This is a genomic window from Amycolatopsis sp. NPDC050768 (assembly GCF_040654155.1).
Taxonomy (GTDB): Bacteria; Actinomycetota; Actinomycetes; order Mycobacteriales; family Pseudonocardiaceae; genus Amycolatopsis.
On record NZ_JBFAHL010000046.1, the window covers coordinates 1 to 16,820 of the forward strand.

A 16,820-nucleotide genomic window follows, 5' to 3' on the forward strand; every position below is an offset into this window, starting at 1 on the left:
GCACCGGCTCAAGCTTCGGCCCCCGACGTCCCGCGACACCATCAGACATGCCATCAGAGTCTAAATGACGACGAATTAACGACGCAGGACACTAGGAAGTAGACGGCAACCCGGTGATCGTGGCGTTCAACGGCGGCGCCCCGAAGCGCCCGAGCTGGTAGCTCAGCTTGCCAGCCGACCGGAACGTCCGCGTGCAAGTGAAAGCGCACAAGTCCACCGCCCACGCCGGAGGGCGCGAACTGTGGGACCAAATGGCCAAAGTGTGGCCGTATTACAACGAGTACACGAAGAAGACCGACCGCGAGATCCCCACATTGGTGCTCGAGAGGGTGTGACCGCGAGGAAATGCGGAGCCTATCCGAATTTCCGGGTGCGGTGATCTCACCGGTGGATTGACCTGTGTTCGAGTGCGTCTTGTCGCGGCGTTCGGGCTTCGAGTAGAGCTCCGGCCCGGTACCGGCTGGAATCTGTGTCGGGAGGCGGTGAAGTTTGGCCGCCTCCCGACACGTGGGCGCCGAGGCCGCTACGAGATCACCGCTCAGACCGCCTCCGACGATGTCCGGTCTCGGCCGCTACTGGCTGCCGGGGTTTCCGCCGGTGGTGTCCTGGTCGAGCTTGGAGACCTGGTAGAGGGCGATAGCCCACCCAGTTCCGATTCGTTTCAGCAGGATGCTCAGGTAGACGTTGACCGTGGGGCGGTCGGTGAAGGAGAAGCCGACGTTCAGGTATCCAAGGACGAGGTCGTCGGATAGGCGCCTGGTCTCCAGGATCCGGTACTCCGCGGTCAGGCCTGGGGGCTGTGAGTCGTAGTAGGCGGCGACGCCCGGTCGTCCAACGCTGTAGGGGTGCATTCCCTGGAAGATGGCGTCGTCGGTGAAATGGGCGGCCGCCTGATCGGGCTGGTGCTTGTCCACGGCGGCCTTCCAGCCGTCGAGGACGCCGCGCAGCACCGCCTCGTTGTCCGCGGTGTTCTTGTTCACAGTAGTGCTCCGTGGAAGGAGTGGGTGGGCGTGGTCAGTGGCCGGCGCTCATGCCGCCGTCCACGTGAAGGACCTCGCCAGTGACGAACGGCGCATTCTCCAGATACATAACCGCCTCGACGATGTCGCTGATCTCGCCCATACGACCAACGGGCTGCAGGCCATCGAGGAACTCATGGATCTGCGGGTCGTGCATCGGAGTGCGGGTAGTAGCCGGAGAAACAGCGTTGGCCCGGATCCCGCGCGTGGCGTACTCGATCGCCAACGACGTGGTAGCGGCCTGCAGGCCGCCCTTGGTCAGCGCGGCGAGGACGGACGGGACCCGCGAATCAGGGTTGTCGACAATGCTGGCGGTGATGTTGACGATGTGCCCACCGCCCTGAGCGAGCATCTGGCCGACGGCGAGCTGGGTGAGACGGAAGAACCCGACCAGGTTGATCCCGGTCACGGAGGCGTAATCGTCCGCGGTGTAGTCCGTGAACGGCTTGGACACGTAGACGCCCGCGTTGTTGACCAGGGTGTCGACACGGCCGAACCGCTCAAGGGCAGCGGAAATCACCCGCTCGGCAGTGGTCGGGTCGGCGATGTCGCCCTGGACCGCGAGGACGCCCGCGTCCTCGCCAGGGGCAATGGAGCGCGAGGTGGCGACAACCGCGTAACCGCGCTTGCGGTACGCCTCGACCAGGCCGGCACCGATGCCCTGCGAGGCCCCAGTGATGACAGCAACCTTCTCATTCTGCATGCCCATAACATACCTCCGAATGTTCGACTGAGGACTACGCGGTCCACTTGATGACGCACAGTCCGATGATTCGGACCTAATCCACGTAAAACTGGACCTCAACGTCCATCGCAGAGATTCGCGCCGTCCCCACGTTCGAGCAGGCTGCGGGCGTCGCCAATGCCGGGCTGGCACGACGTGCTCGCTGCGGCGCTGGTGAGGCGAACCGGTCCGCAAGGCGGCTCACGGACCCGGGAGTCCGCGAACACCGCGTGGACCATGGCCACACGCCTCCTGCGGTTCTCGACGAGCTGCCGACGCCACCGCCGGAGCCCTCTGCCTGGGTGAGCAGATCGCAGAGACCGGCCTTGCCGGTAACTTTGGATGAAAAGGTCCAGTTCCCGCTGGCGGTGTTGAAGGATGAGTTGTCGCTGACGTTGGCGGCACCGCATCTCGTCGGCGACGATGGGGAACTGGCAGGACCTGATCGGACATGAGGCCGCCCTGGGCTCCGCCTGGCAGATGGTGAAGCGCGCAGACGAGAGGCCGCTGGGTCGAAGCCCGTGTTTTCCTCTCCGGCGTGGGCCCGGGGCCGAAAGGCCGAACACTACCTCCGCTTGGTCAAGATCAAGAAGGCTGACAACGCGACCAACCTGTGCCGGGGAACCACAATCTCCCGACCGCCTGACCGGATCCGCGTCTGTTTACCGGCGCGGTGATACCCCGGATACTCGTGGAGGTGGTCTGAGGGAGAATGCCGTCGCCAGTTCCGCGCCCATGTGGCGGAAGGCAGCCAAACCTCCGCTGCCTTCAACCACGGAGTCCGGCCGATACCGAGCCCAGCGCTACTCGAAGCCCTATCGCCGCGACAAGGCGTCCTCGACCACCGACGAGATCACCGGACGCGGGAACGCGGACAGCCCACGTGTTTCCTCGTGGTTACGCCCGCTCGACATCACCACGGGGATTTCGCGGTCGGTCTTCTTCGTGTACTCGTTGTAGTACGGCCACACTTTGGCCATCTTGTCCCACAGTTTCGCGCGCTCGTCGCCTACGGCCGTGCGGGCGTGCGGGCGTGCGCGGTGAACTTGTCGGCCTTCACCTGCACGCGGACCTGCGGGTTGGCCTGCAGGTTGAGGTTCCAGCTCGGGTGCTTCGGGGCGCCGCCATTGGACGCCACGATCACTGGGTTGCCGTCCACCTCCTGGTAGATCAGCGCGAGCTTGCGGTCCTCACGCTCTTGCGGCCCTTGGTAATCAGGACCAGTGCCGGACTCCCGGTTGCCAGTCGTGGCCGACTTCACCGTCGGTCTCCTCGTAGCGGCGGACGTTCTCGTCACCTTCAAGCATTCTTGTTCCCTCCTGGTTCGTTAGCCACGAACACAGCTTCCCCGGGCCCGAGGTTCTTACCCAGCGGTCCGATCCCTGTCACATCTTGCGGGGCTACCTCGTCTCGCTGATGATCATGCACGCGAAGAGCAAGGAAGGATCTGTCATTGCGAGCCATCACTGTTCAAGACCGCGACGCGGGCGTCGCCGGGTTCACCCCGGCGGAGCTGCCCTACCCGCACGCGGCCGAAAACGACGTCATCGTGCGGGTGCATGCCGCCGGCTTCACGCCGGGGGAGCTGAGCTGGCCGGCCACCTGGACCGACCGCGCGGGCCGCGACCGGACGCCGAGCGTGCCCGGCCACGAGCTCTCGGGTGTCGTCACGGAGCTGGGGTACGGCACCACCGGACTGAGCATCGGGCAGCGAGTGTTCGGGATGGCTGACTGGGCACGCGACGGCTCGCTCGCCGAATACACCGCGGTGGAAGCGCGGAACCTCGCACCCCTGCCGGCGGACATCGACCACACCGTGGCCGCCGCGTTGCCGATCTCCGGGCTGACCGCGTGGCAGGGCCTGTTCGACCACGGCCGTGTCAGCACCGGTCAGACAGTGCTCATCCACGGTGCCGGGGGCGGTGTCGGGTCGATCGCCGTGCAGCTGGCCCGTGAAGTCGGCGCACGCGTGATCGGCACGGGCCGGGCCGCGGACCGGGAGCGGATGCTCGAGCTCGGCGCAGACACGTTTCTCGATGTGCAGTCCGAACGGCTCGAAGACGTCGGTGAGGTCGACGTGGTGTTCGACATGATCGGCGGCGACGTTCACGCCCGCTCGGCCGCGCTCGTGCGCGCGGGCGGCACGCTCGTCACGATCGCGATGCCACCCCAGGTCAGGCCCGCCGACGGGCGGGCCGTGTTCTTCGTCGTCGAACCCGACCGCGTCCGGCTCGCCGACCTCGCCGAGCGCGTGCGCAGCGGACGCCTCAAACCGATCATCGGCACCGTAGTGCCACTTGCCGAGGCACGCGCCGCGTTCACCTCGGGCGTGCGCACACCCGGCAAGACGATCATCCGAGTCACGGAAGACTGAACAGGACCTCCTCATGATCGCAAAGCGGATCACCGCAAGTGCCCTGGCGTTCTCGGTGCTGGTCGGAGTCACGGCCTGCACCTCTGCCGACGAGCCGACCGACCAGCCCGCCGCAGTCACATCAATGGCTCCGAGCCCGAAGGACACGGCGGGAGCAAAGCCGCCCGCCGAGTCCTTGACCCCCCTGATCCAGCAGGCGTTGCCGGACGTCCAGGGCAAGACGTTCACCTCGGCGATCGTCGACTTCCCACCCGGCGCGGTCGCGACGCCGCACCGGCACGGTCAGGCGTTCGTCTACGCGTACGTGCTCGAAGGCAGCGTGCGCAGCCAACTCGACGACAAGCCCATCAGCACCTTCCACCAGGGCCAGAACTGGGTCGAGCAACCGGGCACCCACCACGTCCTCACGCAGAACACCAGCCAGACGGCCCGCGCCCGGTTACTGGTCGTGTTCGTGTCCACCACCGGAGACCCGCTCAAGGTCGACGACCCTCACTCCTGACGACATCGATGCAGACACGGCACGCTTGACAGTCAGCTCCTGCGGAAAGGCTGAGAATTGTTTCTGCAGGAGCGACCAGCCCGGCGGATTGGGAACTGGAATCATCACGAAGTCGAGCAGCGCGCATGGGGCGGAGTCTCGGCCCTGGCGAGCAGTATCACTCGACAAATAGTTGTTTTTTGGGCGCTTGCTGCGGAACGCAGCAGTAACAACAAAGATCGACTGACGGAGGTGGGAATGAGCACTGACTACGCGCTGACCAACGCGTGGGAACGCGCGCAACGCAGGCTCAAGGGATTGGAAGCTACCTACGACCCGACGACGCGCCGGCGCCTGAGCACGCTGGGGCTTGCTCCCGGCTGGGCGTGCCTCGAGGTCGGCGCAGGCGCGGGATCGATCGCGCGCTGGATGGGGGAGCAGGTGGGTCCGTCCGGGCACGTGAGCGCGGTGGACCTCGACATCAGCGGCCTGCACGACCTGCCGGCGAACGTTGAGGTGCACCAAGCCGACGTGCGTGTCGATCCGCTTCCGGATGGCGCCTTCAATGTGGTGCACGCCCGTTTGCTGCTCAACCACCTGTCCGAACGCGACGAGATCCTCGGCCGACTCGTGGCGGCCCTGCGCCCGGGCGGGTGGCTGCTGATCGAGGAGGGCGATATGTTCTCCAGTGGTGTCATTGACGAGGATCCCGACCACGCCCGCGCCATGCGCGCCTTACGTGACCTCCTCGCGAGCGCCGCCGACGTCGACTACGGTCGCAAGCTACCTCGCCTGGCTGTCACCCGCGGCCTCACTGAGGTCGGCGTCGAATGCGAAGTTCCATTCTCCGAGGGCGGTTCGCTCGGGACGGAATGGCTGGCACTGACGTTTGACCAGCTGGCCGAACGCGCCGGCGGTGGCATCCTCGACCCCGAGACGGTCGAGCGGTGGAAGGAGAAGCTGGCACGACCGGGTTTATGGTTCGCCTCGCTGGGTGTGGTGGCAGTGCAGGGGCGGTGCCCGACGGAATGAACCGTTCCTGCTGCTGACCAGGCTCGCGCGTCTGGAACGACTACCAGGTCGGCCACTTCGTCCCCTGCGAGCCGCACGGGGCCAAGACGGTACTCAAAACAGGTAATTGCCCCGAGGACCAGGCCGGTCCTCGGGGCCTTTTGGCGGGCCTGATCCTTCCGCGATCGTCTTGCGTGCGCGCACCAGCCGAAAATGAACGTGAATTAACCTGGGGGCTGGTACCTTGCCGCACGCGACCGGATTTCGCCTGGGCTGACGCCGAATACCGGTCAGGCAGACTGGCATTCGGCGGATCCTGTTCGTGATCACCATCAAACGAGCTCCGACTGTTAGGGGTTCCTGTAATTGATGTAGCTGCGGGACGTCAGTGCAGATGCTTGATGACCTCGGGGTAAGCGGCCACGTGGGATGCCAAGAAGCGGAACAGATGTGTAGTAATCGCGAAAGACCCTTCGAAAGCGTGGCGAGCGTGTGAGCCACTGTGGCCCCGGCTCACACGCTCGCCACGCTGGTCGCGTTCGGGATCATGATCAGGATCACAAGGCGACTGACGCCTTGCCGGACCTACGTACCACCCGGTGTGCCACACCTGACCGGCGCGCTCGCGCATGTCTGGATCGCCAGCGGCTGGAAGGCCGGCGGGGTCCTGCGTGCGATCTTCGGCCAAACTGCGTCCGCGACAACCCGTACGCCTACGCCTAAAACTGACGGAGGTTGTTGACAGTCTTGGGCTCCTGATCTGGGGAGGCCTATGGCTGAGCGAGTGTGGACTGAGAAGGACCTGGTCAGGCCTGCGAACCCGCGCCTGGCCGTTCTTCGGCATGCTGAGGAGGTCAGCGGTAACGTCGCGGCGACTTGCCGGTATTACGGCATCAGCCGCACGGTGTTCTACCGGTGGAAACACCGCTGGGAGGACGAGGGCATCGATGGTCTGAAAGACCGCTCGAGCGCCCCGTTGCACTGCCCGACCATCACTCATCCCCAGGTGGTGGAGAAGATCATCCATCTGCGGCAGCATTACCATTTCGGCCCCCTGAAGATCGAGATGTACCTGCGCCGCTACCACGATCAAGAGATCGGCGCCTCCACGATCTACCGCATCCTCAAGCGCCTGGGCATGAGCCGCCTGCCCGCGTCCCAACGCTACAAACGCCACCACCAGCGGTGGAAGCGCTACGAGAAGCAGCGCCCCGGCCACCAGCTCCAGATCGACGTCAAGTTCGTCGAGCCGATCACCGATGACGCCGGCCGGAAGAAGCGGTTCTACCAGTACACCGCGATCGATGACTGCACGCGCTTGCGGATCCTGAAGATCTACCCCCGATCCGATCAAAAGACCTCGATCTAATTCCTGGACTATGTACTGTCCCCGCTGCCGTTCCAGGTCGAGAAGATCCAGACCGACAACGGCGCCGAGTTCCAATCGGCGTTTCACTGGCACCTACTCGACCAAGGCATCGGTCATGTGTACCTCCGCCCCGCCGCACCGCGGCTCAACGGTAAGGTCGAACGCTCCCACCGCATCGACGCCGAAGAGTTCTACCGCCTGCTCGACGGCATCGTCATCGGCGACATCGGCGTCTTCAACGACAAAGTCAAGGAATGGGAGGACTACTACAACTTCCACCGTCCCCACGGTGGCCTCGCCGGCCAGACCCCGTATGAGAGGCTGCTGCAGAAGACACAACCCCGAACCCAGACTGTCAACCACCAACGGCAGCAGCACAGCTAGATGTTGCGGGTCATGACGTTGGTGTCGGCTGGCAGGGCCTGAGACAGGGGACGGGTCTTTCGGCGGCAGGATGAGAAGTGCGACCCACTCGTCCGTCGAACAGAAAGACCCGTCCATGCACCACCGTAATGCCCCGCTGTCGCTCGAGGGCCGTCGCCGGCTCGTGCAGCGGTGCCAGACCCGCCCGATCGCCCATGTCGCCGCCGAGATGGGCATCTCGCGGCAATGCGCCTCCAAGTGGGTCAACCGCTGGCGCCGCTACGGCGAAGCCGGCCTGCTCGACCGGTCCAGCGTCCCGCACCACCAGCCCGCCACCACTCCCGCGCAGGTGGTGGCCCGGATCGAGCAGCTACGCCGACAGCGGAAATACTCCGCCCGCCGGATCGCCACCGAACTGGCCGCCGAGGGCATCACCATCTCCGTCCGCACCGTCGGGCGCCACCTGCTGCAGCTGGGCCTGAACCGGCGCCGCTTCCTCGACCCCACCGGGGCGACCAACCGGGCACCGCGCCGGATCATCGCCCGCTGGCCCGGGCACATGGTCCACCTCGATGTGAAGAAGACCGGCCAGATCCCCGACGGCGGCGGCTGGCGGATCCACGGCAAAGGCAGCGACCAGGACAAACGGGTTGCCCGCGGCAAGACCCGCGGCGGCCGGGCCCGCTACATCTACCTGCACTCCGCCATCGACGGCTACTCCCGCCTGGCCTACACCGAAGCCCTGCCCGACGAGAAAGCCCGAACCGCGATCAGGTTCGTCCACCGCGCCCGCGCGTTCTTCGCCGCCCACGGCATCACCCACATCCACCGCCTCGTCACCGACAACGGCGCCTGCTACCGCGCCAACGACTTCGCCACCGTCCTACACGGAGCCCGCCAGCAGCGAATCACGCCCTACACCCCACGCCACAACGGAAAAGTCGAGCGCTACAACCGCATCCTGGCCGAAGAATTCCTCTACGCCCACACCTGGACCAGCGAAAGGCAACGCACCGCAGCCCTGACGATATGGAACATCCACTACAACTACCATCGACCACACACCACCGCTGGAAACCAGCCACCGGTCACCCGGCTCCACACCGGCGTCACCAACGTCACGGCCTCATACAGCTAGACGTCTAGGACCCAAAGAATACGGATACCTTGAAGACCCGACTGCTTGGTCTTGCGCACTAACAGACGCCGGACGAGACTATTTAGCAACCACGTGACAACGGGAATACTGCAAATATTCCACTACGATAAAATTTTCATGATGTGGCAACAAGGAGTCCTGCAGGGTGCTTCGGAAGCGTTTGCGGAACCCTGGCAATAGGCGCGACCACGGTGCTACCGGTCTCCGATTGGGCTCCGTTGCTCACAGAGCACCCGATACGCTGCGACACTTCCCGACATTAACGCTGGCGAAAAATGCCGCCTGACCTGCACGGATTAGCCCCGGGTGGCACCCTGCGATACTCGTTGACACGGCAAACCCGGGGATTAAAAGCCTGCGGGTTCGATTGCGGTGATCTTGAAGCGGTCTTTGATGGCAGGGCATCTACCTGCAGTTATGTCGCGACAAGATCATGTTTGCTTTTACGAAAGGCCGTTCTGGGCTCCGTTGTGTCTCCGTTCTTCCAGCTGTGCTCAGCAGGCCCAATTGTGTAGTCTGACCTGCTGTTTTGCCTCGAGATGGGCTTTCGCCTGGCGTCTGTCCGGGCTGCATGAGGTTCGGGGCCTCGTGCAGGGCTATTCGGGTTCTGGGTAGGTGAGTACGGATGTCGACGCTGGCAGGACGAGACGAGTCGGTACCGACGAGTCTCAGATTCGCGGTCGGCGGGATGGCCATCTGGATGGGCGAGTTCGACGAGGGGGAACGCTGGCTCCACCGCGCCTGCCGACTTCGGTGGCAACCTGACCGCGGTGGTCGCCAGCGCGAACGTGGTCATGCTCGGGATCGCGGCCCGTTCGGCTCACCCTTCTGTTTGGGAGTTCACCAAGAAGGGCGCCGTCGTCACCCTCATCACGGTCCTCGTCGCGGCACCCTACCTCTGGCCGCGGTATTTCGTGCTTTCCTGAAGACACGAACAGAAGAGCGCACCGTGGACCCCCTGCTCGTCGCCGTGGCGATGATCGCCGCGTTCACGCTCGCGATCGTCGCTCTTCGGCTCCTGCACCGCTGGCAAGGGCGCTGACCGGGGCGTGCACGTTCGTGCCTGATTCGGCGCGCTCGGCGCAACGGCGACAACCGTGAGCCATGCGCGGCTCATCCGCTGTCGCCCGCTGCCACGCGTTCGCGCCGAGATCGCTCGATCTCGGGCGTGCAGGGTCCGACCCCGCCTGCCGCACCTGAGCTGTCGCCACCGGTTCCGCCACCGATCGCGGTTGCCTCGGCACGACGGGGCGGCGGCATTGTTGTCAACGCCAGGTCGTCGACCTGGCGCCGTTCCCCCCTCATGTGACCCTCTTCGGGAACCTGCACACTCGCGCCACCTAAGACGAACTGATCACCGCCCTCGACTCCGCATTCACCGACGTGGCGTCAATCCCTGTGTACAACAGCGGCATCACCTGGGTCGACCGCTACCGCTATGACCTCAACCTCGACGCCACCGGCACCGAGCCCAACGACTACTCGGCGCCACCGCCGCGGCTGTGGCCCAAGCTGTCGCACCGCGATTTCACCGCCGACTGGAGTGGCCACTGGTCGCACGACATGACGTGGCGCCACACCCCCGACGTCGCGCGAATAGTCGCCTTCGCCCTCGAACAGGTGTAGGCACGGGATGAGGGGAATCCGTCCATGCCTGGAGGTGTCGGATGGGGGACGTCGGAGTGCTGCCGGGCCGAGAGCCGCAGGTCGAGATACTGCACGAGAGCGACCGGGCGCGCGTCAGTCGGCTGTTCCTGGCTGAGCGCACGGTCATCCGGAAGGAGCTGCTGGGGCCGGACGCCGAGCGCCGGCTACAGCACGAGCGTGCGATGTTGGAGCGGCTGCGCGATGTCGCGGGGGTCGCCCAGCTGGAGGCGCCTCAGTATCCGGGGTCCATCGTGTTGGCGGACGTTGGTGGCACCGGCCTGGCGGGGCTGGCCAAGCCGTTGCCGGTTGATGTTCTGATCGGGCTGGCGCTGGGGTTGGCGCAGGCAGTGGCGGGGATGCACGGGCGGGGCGTGATGCACCGTGACATCACCCCGGCGAACATTGTGCTCTCCGGCGATGGTGTCCCGTGTCTGGTCGATTTCGCGTTGGCGACCTCGTTCGTCGAGATCCGCCCGGAGTTCATCCACCATACGCAGATCGTGGGGACGTTGGCTTATCTGGCGCCGGAGCAGACCGGGCGCACCGGCCGGTCGGTGGACCAGCGGGCCGACCTCTACGCGCTGGGCGCGACGTTGTACGAGCTGGCGACGGGGGAGCCGCCGTTCGGCACCGGGGACCCGCTGCGCCTTACACACGATCACCTGGCGCGGGTGCCGGCGCCGCCGGCGAAGGTGAACCCGGCGGTACCGGGGCCGCTGTCGGAGATCATCCTGCATCTGCTGGAGAAGGAACCGGACCACCGCTATCAGACCGCCGACGGCGTGGTTCACGACCTGGAGCGGGTGCCGGACGTTCAGGTGCGTCCGGCGGCAGCGTCGGTCCGCGTCGGCGAGCACGATGTTCCGCTGCGGCTGCTGCCGCCGCGGCTAGTGGGCCGCGATGACGAGGTGGCGATCCTGCAGGCGGCGTTCGAGAACGCGCAGGCGGGCAGGTGCCGGGCGGTACTGGTCGGCGGGACACCCGGGGTGGGCAAGACCGCGCTGGTCGACGAGCTGCGGCCGCTGGTGGCCGGCCGGGGCGGCTGGTTCGTGGCCGGCAAGTTCGACCAGTACCGGCGCGACCTGGAGTTCAACGGGGTCCACCAGGCGTTTCGGGCGCTGGGCCGGCTGCTGCTGGCCGAGCCGGAGGCTGAGCTGACCGAGGTCCGCGCGCGGATCCTGGCCGCGCTCGGCCCGAACGCCGGGCTGCTGACCGCCGTGGTGCCGGAGTTCGCCGCTCTGCTGGCGGTGGCACCCGATCCCGGGGATCCGCTGACCGCGCAGAACCGGGCGCAGCGGATGGGCGTGCAGGCGCTGCGGGCGGTCGCGTCGCGGGAACGCCCGGTGGTGCTGTTCCTCGACGACCTGCAGTGGGCCGGGCGCGTCGCGCTCGGCCTCGTCGACATGATGCTCGACGAGGAACCGGTCGGGGGTCTGCTGCTGGTGGGCGCCTACCGCGACGAGGCCGTGGACGTGGCGCATCCGCTGGCGGCGCCGCTGTCGCGATGGCGTGACCGGGCCGGCGTGCGGAACCTGAGACTGGACAACCTGCCCGTCTCGAGCCTCGTCACCATGGTCGCCGAGATGCTGCACGCGGCCCCGGCCGTGGTGGCCGGTTTGGCCGAGGTGATCGGGCCGCACACGTCCGGCAACCCGTACGAGACTGTGGAGCTGCTCAACGCGCTGCGCCGCGACGGTGTGCTCACCGCGACCGCTACGGGATGGCGGTGGGACACGGCGACGGTGCGCGCACATCTGGGCCAGTCAAAGGTCGGCGAGCTGCTAGCGGCGCGCATCGAGACCGTACCGCTGCCGTCCTGGCAGCTGGTGGAGGTGATGGCCTGTCTGGGCGGCCGCGCCGAGCTGAGCCTGCTGCGGATTGCGACCGGCGACCCAGCGGCCGAGGTGCAATCGATGCTGGCGCCCGCCCTCGCCGAAGGCCTTCTCGTCATGGAGCCTGGCGCCCACGAGGCGGTGCGGTTCCGCCACGACCGGCTCCGCGAGGCGATCCTGCGCGGGCTCGACCCGGGGCGGCGACGCACCGTGCAGCTGGCCACGGCCCGGCGGCTGGCCGGGGTGCCGGAGTTGTATGCGGTCGCCGCCGAGCAGTACCTGCCGGTCGTCGACGCGATCGACGATGCCGGCGAGCGGCGTCGGGTGGTGGGGCTGCTGCGGCGTGCCGCCGACCAGGCCACCTTGATCGGGGATCACGCGCTGGTGAACGCGCTGCTGGCCGCCGCGCTGCGGCTGATCGGCCCGGGTGAGACCGCCACGCTGATCGCGGTGCACACCGGCCGCCACGCCGCCCTGTACGGCCTGGGGCGCCTTTATGATGCGGACGAGGAGTACCGCACGATCGAAGGGCTGGGCCCCACCGCGTTGGGCCGCGCGGCCGCGACGGCGGTGCAGGTGAGCAGCCTGACCCACCAGAACCGGTTCGCCGATGCGATCGGACTCGGCGTCGAGTTGCTGCGTGAGCTCGGCATCACCGTGCCGGTGGCGGACCGGCTCGCCGCCGAGCTCGACCGTCAGTTCGACCGCCTGTACCGGTGGCTGGACCGCACCGACGCTGCCGATGATCTGGCTCGGCCCACCCTCGCCGAGCCCACACTGCTGGCCACGACCCGTCTGATCGACGCGGTCCAGCCGGCGGCCTATTTCGCCGGCGGCGACGCCACGGGCGCCTGGCTGGGCCTGGAATCGCTGCGGATCTGGCTCGAGCACGGCCCTGGCCCTACCCTCATCGGACCTGTCAGCGCCGCCGCCGTCGCCACGGTGGCGCGGCGCGCCCTCTACGCCGCCGGGTACCGGGCGGTGCGCCGGGTCCTGGCGTTGGGCGAGGCCCGCGGCTACGAGCCCGGCACCTCTGAAGCCCGACGCCGGTTCGCTCTGCTGAGCTGCTGGTTCGAGCCGATCGAGAACGGTGTCCAAGCCGCGGGGCGGGCCCGGGAGGGGCTGATCGCGGGGGGCGACCTGGCCAACGCCGGCTACACCTACCACCCGACCGTGCATTACCTGCTGGACTGCGCGCCGTCGCTGGACGTCCTCGTCGCCGAGGTGGAGGCGGGTCTGGCCTTCGTGCGGCGTACCGGCAACGAGCAGACCGGCGAGTGGCTCGACAGCTACCAGTGGCTGGCCGGTGTACTGCGTGGCGAAAGCGTCGCCACGACCGCTGGGGCGGTCCCCACCGACGGGTACGCCAACAACCCGATGCCGCTCTTCCACGCGCATCTCAGCCACGCGCTCGTCGCCGCGGTGTTCGGCGATCCGGACGGGCTGGCGCGGCACGCCGCGGCGGCGATGCCGCTGCTGCCGGCTGTGGCGGGCCTGTACCCCACCGCTGTGGCCCGTCTGCTGCGCGGCCTGGCCCTCGCCGAGCAGGCCCGCGCCGGCCCGGGTGACGAGCGTGGCGGTCTGCTGTCGGAACTGGGCGAGGTGACGAGCTGGCTGGCCGCCCGCGCCGCGGACGCGCCGGACAACTTCCGCCACCTGCAGCGGTTGCTGGAGGCGGAGCGGGCCTGGGCGGTCGGCGACTTCCGCGCCGGAGCCCTCGCCTTCGACACCGCCCGGCGCGAGGTTGCCGGCCGGCAACGCCCGTGGCACCGGGCCCTCATCACCGAACGCGCCGCCCGCTTCTACCTCGCACAGGGGTTGGAGCAGGCCGGCCGCGACCTGCTCGCCCGCGCGCGGCAGTACTACGTGGCATGGGGCGCGACGGCGAAGGTTGCCCAGCTGGACTGGGCATACCCCACCTCACGGCCGGAAGCACTCACGACCGGCGAGTCCGGCGGCGGCCGGGGTGCCGATGATCTCCGGCCGTCCTCGACGGTCACGACCGGCACGCTCGACTTGCTCGGCATCCTCGCCGCGTCGCAGGCGCTCAGCTCGGAGACCGACATCGAACGCTTGCACACCCGCGTCGTCGAAGTGCTCAGTGCGATGACCGGCGCCACCAGCGTGCACCTGTTGTTGTGGGACGAGGACCGCCACGACTGGCTGCTGCCGACGCCGAACCGCACCACGGATACCGCTACGGCAGGTGGCCCGCAGGAACGCGACCTGCCGATGTCGGCAGTGCGCTACGTCCAGCGGACGGCCGAGATCCTGATTGTCGACGACGCCACCCGCGATGACCGCTTCGCCCGTGACCCGTACATCGCCGGCCTGGGTGCTTGTTCGTTGCTGGCCATGCCCATCCTCGGCCGCGGCGCGCTGCGGGCGGTGCTGTTGCTGGAAAACCGTCTCATGCGCGCCGCGTTCGCCACGGAACGGCTCGACGCTGTCAGGCTCATCGCCGCACAGCTCGCCGTCTCTCTCGACAATGCCCAGCTCTACTCCGACCTCATCGCGTCGCGCGCGCGTATCGCCACCGCCGCCGACCGGGCCCGTCGGCGGATCGAGCGGGACCTGCATGATGGCGCCCAGCAACGTCTGATCACGCTCGCCATGCGCGCGCGCATCGCCCGAGCGGACGTTCCTCCCGACTCAGGTGCGCTGGGGGAGGAGCTGGAGGATCTCGCAGCCGAAGCGGTCACTGCCCTGGACGAGCTGCGCGACTTCGCCCGCGGCATCCATCCGGCGATCCTCGCCGAGGGCGGCCTTCGCCCGGCGCTCAAGGGACTCGCCCGCCGCTCCGCGGTCCCGGTCGAGCTGGCCGTGCAGGTCGACCGGCGTCTGCCCGAGCCGGTCGAGACCGCCGCCTACTACGTCGTTTCCGAGGCGCTGACCAACGTGGTCAAGCACGCACACGCATCGGCCGTCCAGGTCGAGGTCGAGATCGTCGACGCCGGCCGCGTGCTGCGGGTCCGGGTACGCGACGACGGTCGTGGCGGCGCCGACTTCGCCGGCGGCTCCGGCTTGGTCGGGCTCAAGGACCGGGTGGAGGCGCTCGGCGGCCGGCTCTGGCTGCAGACGGCGGCCGGCGCCGGCACGGCCGTTCTGGCCGAGTTCTCCCTGCAGCGCGCCGGCATGGGCCCGAGCTGAGCGGGAGTCACCGCGATTTCGTGTGCCGCCTCCGACGTCGGGAGCCAGCGACGTGATCGCCGGGGCGGACAGCGTCGCGCTCAACCCGACGGAGGTCACCGAGTTCGGTCTCCCGCCGCTGCCGGGCAAGGCCACCGACTCCCGCGTCAGCCCTTGATCAGGTCGATGATGTGGCCGAAGGTGAGATCCGATGCGAGCGCCGTGAGGTCTCCGTCCGCGAGCTTCGCCGCAGCCGCCTTCGTAGCTCCGAGGGCGTGCGTGTACGGGTCAACCCCGAGGCTGATCCGGCGGACGCCGATCGTCTGGAGTTCCGCAAGGGTAGCGGTGCCCTGGGGGCTGACGAGGACGTTGACCGGCTTGGGCGCGACAGCCTTGACAACTGTGCTGATCGAGGCCGTGTCCGGCAGGTTCGGCGCGTACAGGACGTCAGCTCCTGCTTCCGCGAAGGCCGTGAGGCGGCGGATGGTGTCCTCGAGGTCAGAAATCCCCCACAAGAAGTTGTCCGTACGGCCGGTCAGGACGATCTGCCCACGCGCAGCTGCGGCGGCGGCCTCGATGCGGCGAACCGCGTCATCGAAGTCACGAATCGGGTTGGCGGGGTCACCAGTGGTGTCCTCGATGCCGATGCCGGCCAGACCGCAGGCGATGGCAGCGTCGACAGTCGTCCGGACATCTTCGGGAGTCTCGCCGTAACCGTCTTCGAAGTCGCCGTTGATCGGCAGGCCACTCACGGACGTGAGCAGGGCGGCATGGTCCAGATGCGTGTCACGGCTGATGGCGTGGATGCCGTCAAGCCGGCCCAGTGTCGCGGCGAACGCCGCTGAAGAGGTCGCGATGGACTTGAACCCGGCCTCCGCGAACAGCAGGGCCGACGGCACGTCCCATGCGTTGGGCATGATGACGATATTGGGGCCACGATGGAGTTCGGCGAACTGTTCGTAGCGTGTCGGGGCTGCACTGTCAGACATGGCCGAGCTGTTCCTTCCAAAGCGTGCGAAATTCTTTCCGAAACGGCGGCATATCAGCAGCTGTCAGCTGGGTGGCCGAGGGACATCCCCGGTCACGCCGATGCGGATCTGCAGCCGGTCTCTCGCGTGTACAGGGGAGCGATCGCGCAGGTTGAGACGCAGGCCCACGCGCCTTCACGCTTCTGGCGAACGGCTGTGTACCGCGCATCCTGCTCCGCGTCATGGGCAGTCCCGGGACGTATCCGTCCACGGCTTCTCCTCTGGCCCTGGCGCCCGACAGTCAACCACGCGAGCTGACCTCGGCAAATTGCCGTTGCCGTTTTTGAGCGGCGCGCGGACGCGACTTGCTTACGGACTCTACCGCGTAGGGCCTTGGTGCATGCGGATGAGGATCTGCCTCTGGTTCGGGTCAATCTGGGTGGGCCGGCGTCAGCCGGCGGTAAGAACCGACCGTCGACTGTCGCCACCAGGAAACCAGCACAGAGGAGAGGGGCATATGGCCGAGTCGAACGGGCGACTGAACTCCACCGGCAAGGTGGCTGCCGAGGAAATGAGGAACCTGATCGTCGTCGGGTCGGGTCCCGCCGGTTACACGGCTGCGGTTTACGCGGCTCGCGCGCAGCTCGAGCCGTTGGTGTTCGAGGGCACGCAGTTCGGTGGTGCGCTGATGACGACCACGGAGGTCGAGAACTTCCCCGGCTTCCGCGACGGCATCCAGGGCCC

11 protein-coding genes and 3 pseudogenes are annotated in these 16,820 nt (G+C 67.4%); 10 read left to right on the forward strand and 4 right to left on the reverse strand.

Annotated features, from left to right (window positions below; translation table 11 throughout):
- Positions 1 to 167: 167 nt before the first annotated feature.
- The gene (locus tag AB0H62_RS51080; RefSeq protein ID WP_360593003.1) at positions 168 to 335 is read left to right on the forward strand and encodes a nitroreductase/quinone reductase family protein; all 168 of its coding nucleotides are present in this window, start codon (positions 168 to 170) and stop codon (positions 333 to 335) included.
- A gap of 237 nt (positions 336 to 572) precedes the next feature.
- Here AB0H62_RS51080 and AB0H62_RS51085 read toward each other — a convergent pair whose 3' ends face one another.
- The 3 genes and pseudogenes from AB0H62_RS51085 to AB0H62_RS51095 form a co-directional block, all read right to left on the reverse strand.
- Complete coding sequence (locus tag AB0H62_RS51085) at positions 573 to 980, reverse strand: hypothetical protein (RefSeq protein WP_360593004.1); 408 nt, start codon at positions 978 to 980, stop codon at positions 573 to 575.
- Positions 981 to 1,014: 34 nt separating this feature from the next.
- Entirely contained in the window at positions 1,015 to 1,722 is a 708-nt protein-coding gene (locus AB0H62_RS51090; protein ID WP_360593005.1) for an SDR family oxidoreductase, read from the reverse strand.
- Between the two features lie 932 nt (positions 1,723 to 2,654).
- A pseudogene (locus AB0H62_RS51095) lies at positions 2,655 to 3,050 on the reverse strand (nitroreductase family deazaflavin-dependent oxidoreductase); the annotation flags it as partial.
- Between the two features lie 146 nt (positions 3,051 to 3,196).
- Between AB0H62_RS51095 and AB0H62_RS51100 the strand changes: the two are divergent.
- The 8 genes and pseudogenes from AB0H62_RS51100 to AB0H62_RS51135 all read left to right on the forward strand — a co-directional run bounded on the left by AB0H62_RS51100 (position 3,197) and on the right by AB0H62_RS51135 (position 15,129).
- Positions 3,197 to 4,117 carry an NADP-dependent oxidoreductase gene (locus tag AB0H62_RS51100; protein ID WP_360593006.1) on the forward strand — a complete coding sequence of 307 codons (921 nt, stop codon included), beginning with the start codon at positions 3,197 to 3,199 and terminating at the stop codon, positions 4,115 to 4,117.
- Positions 4,118 to 4,130: 13 nt separating this feature from the next.
- Positions 4,131 to 4,619 carry a cupin domain-containing protein gene (locus AB0H62_RS51105; RefSeq protein WP_220240247.1) on the forward strand — a complete coding sequence of 163 codons (489 nt, stop codon included), beginning with the start codon at positions 4,131 to 4,133 and terminating at the stop codon, positions 4,617 to 4,619.
- Between the two features lie 237 nt (positions 4,620 to 4,856).
- Positions 4,857 to 5,630: a methyltransferase domain-containing protein gene (locus tag AB0H62_RS51110; protein ID WP_360593007.1), complete on the forward strand. Its 774-nt coding sequence runs from the start codon at positions 4,857 to 4,859 to the stop codon at positions 5,628 to 5,630.
- Positions 5,631 to 6,381: 751 nt separating this feature from the next.
- A pseudogene (locus AB0H62_RS51115) lies at positions 6,382 to 7,362 on the forward strand (IS481 family transposase).
- Positions 7,363 to 7,477: 115 nt separating this feature from the next.
- Entirely contained in the window at positions 7,478 to 8,479 is a 1,002-nt protein-coding gene (locus AB0H62_RS51120; RefSeq protein ID WP_360593008.1) for an IS481 family transposase, read from the forward strand.
- A 764-nt stretch (positions 8,480 to 9,243) separates the two neighbouring features.
- A pseudogene (locus AB0H62_RS51125) lies at positions 9,244 to 9,426 on the forward strand (hypothetical protein); the annotation flags it as partial.
- A gap of 457 nt (positions 9,427 to 9,883) precedes the next feature.
- Entirely contained in the window at positions 9,884 to 10,126 is a 243-nt protein-coding gene (locus AB0H62_RS51130) for a hypothetical protein (protein ID WP_220240249.1), read from the forward strand.
- 41 nt (positions 10,127 to 10,167) lie between these two features.
- Positions 10,168 to 15,129 carry an AAA family ATPase gene (locus AB0H62_RS51135; protein WP_360593009.1) on the forward strand — a complete coding sequence of 1,654 codons (4,962 nt, stop codon included), beginning with the start codon at positions 10,168 to 10,170 and terminating at the stop codon, positions 15,127 to 15,129.
- A gap of 146 nt (positions 15,130 to 15,275) precedes the next feature.
- Here the strand turns inward: AB0H62_RS51135 and AB0H62_RS51140 are convergent, their stop codons facing one another.
- Positions 15,276 to 16,097 (reverse strand): isocitrate lyase/phosphoenolpyruvate mutase family protein, encoded by an 822-nt coding sequence (locus AB0H62_RS51140; protein ID WP_220240251.1) that lies wholly within the window; start codon positions 16,095 to 16,097, stop codon positions 15,276 to 15,278.
- A 535-nt stretch (positions 16,098 to 16,632) separates the two neighbouring features.
- On the opposite strand from AB0H62_RS51140, the gene AB0H62_RS51145 reads away from it, so the two are divergent.
- Positions 16,633 to 16,820 (forward strand): FAD-dependent oxidoreductase (locus AB0H62_RS51145; RefSeq protein WP_360593010.1); only part of this gene is annotated, 188 nt, incomplete at its 3' end.

Bases quoted from the DNA above. Each gene is read 5' to 3' on its own strand.
- AB0H62_RS51090 (WP_360593005.1), bottom strand. From the start codon at position 1,722: ATGCAGAATGAGAAGGTTGCTGTCATCACTGGGGCCTCGCAGGGCATC.
- AB0H62_RS51105 (WP_220240247.1), top strand. From the start codon at position 4,131: ATGATCGCAAAGCGGATCACCGCAAGTGCCCTGGCGTTCTCGGTGCTG.
- AB0H62_RS51110 (WP_360593007.1), top strand. From the start codon at position 4,857: ATGAGCACTGACTACGCGCTGACCAACGCGTGGGAACGCGCGCAACGC.
- AB0H62_RS51120 (WP_360593008.1), top strand. From the start codon at position 7,478: ATGCACCACCGTAATGCCCCGCTGTCGCTCGAGGGCCGTCGCCGGCTC.
- AB0H62_RS51135 (WP_360593009.1), top strand. From the start codon at position 10,168: ATGGGGGACGTCGGAGTGCTGCCGGGCCGAGAGCCGCAGGTCGAGATA.
- AB0H62_RS51140 (WP_220240251.1), bottom strand. From the start codon at position 16,097: ATGTCTGACAGTGCAGCCCCGACACGCTACGAACAGTTCGCCGAACTC.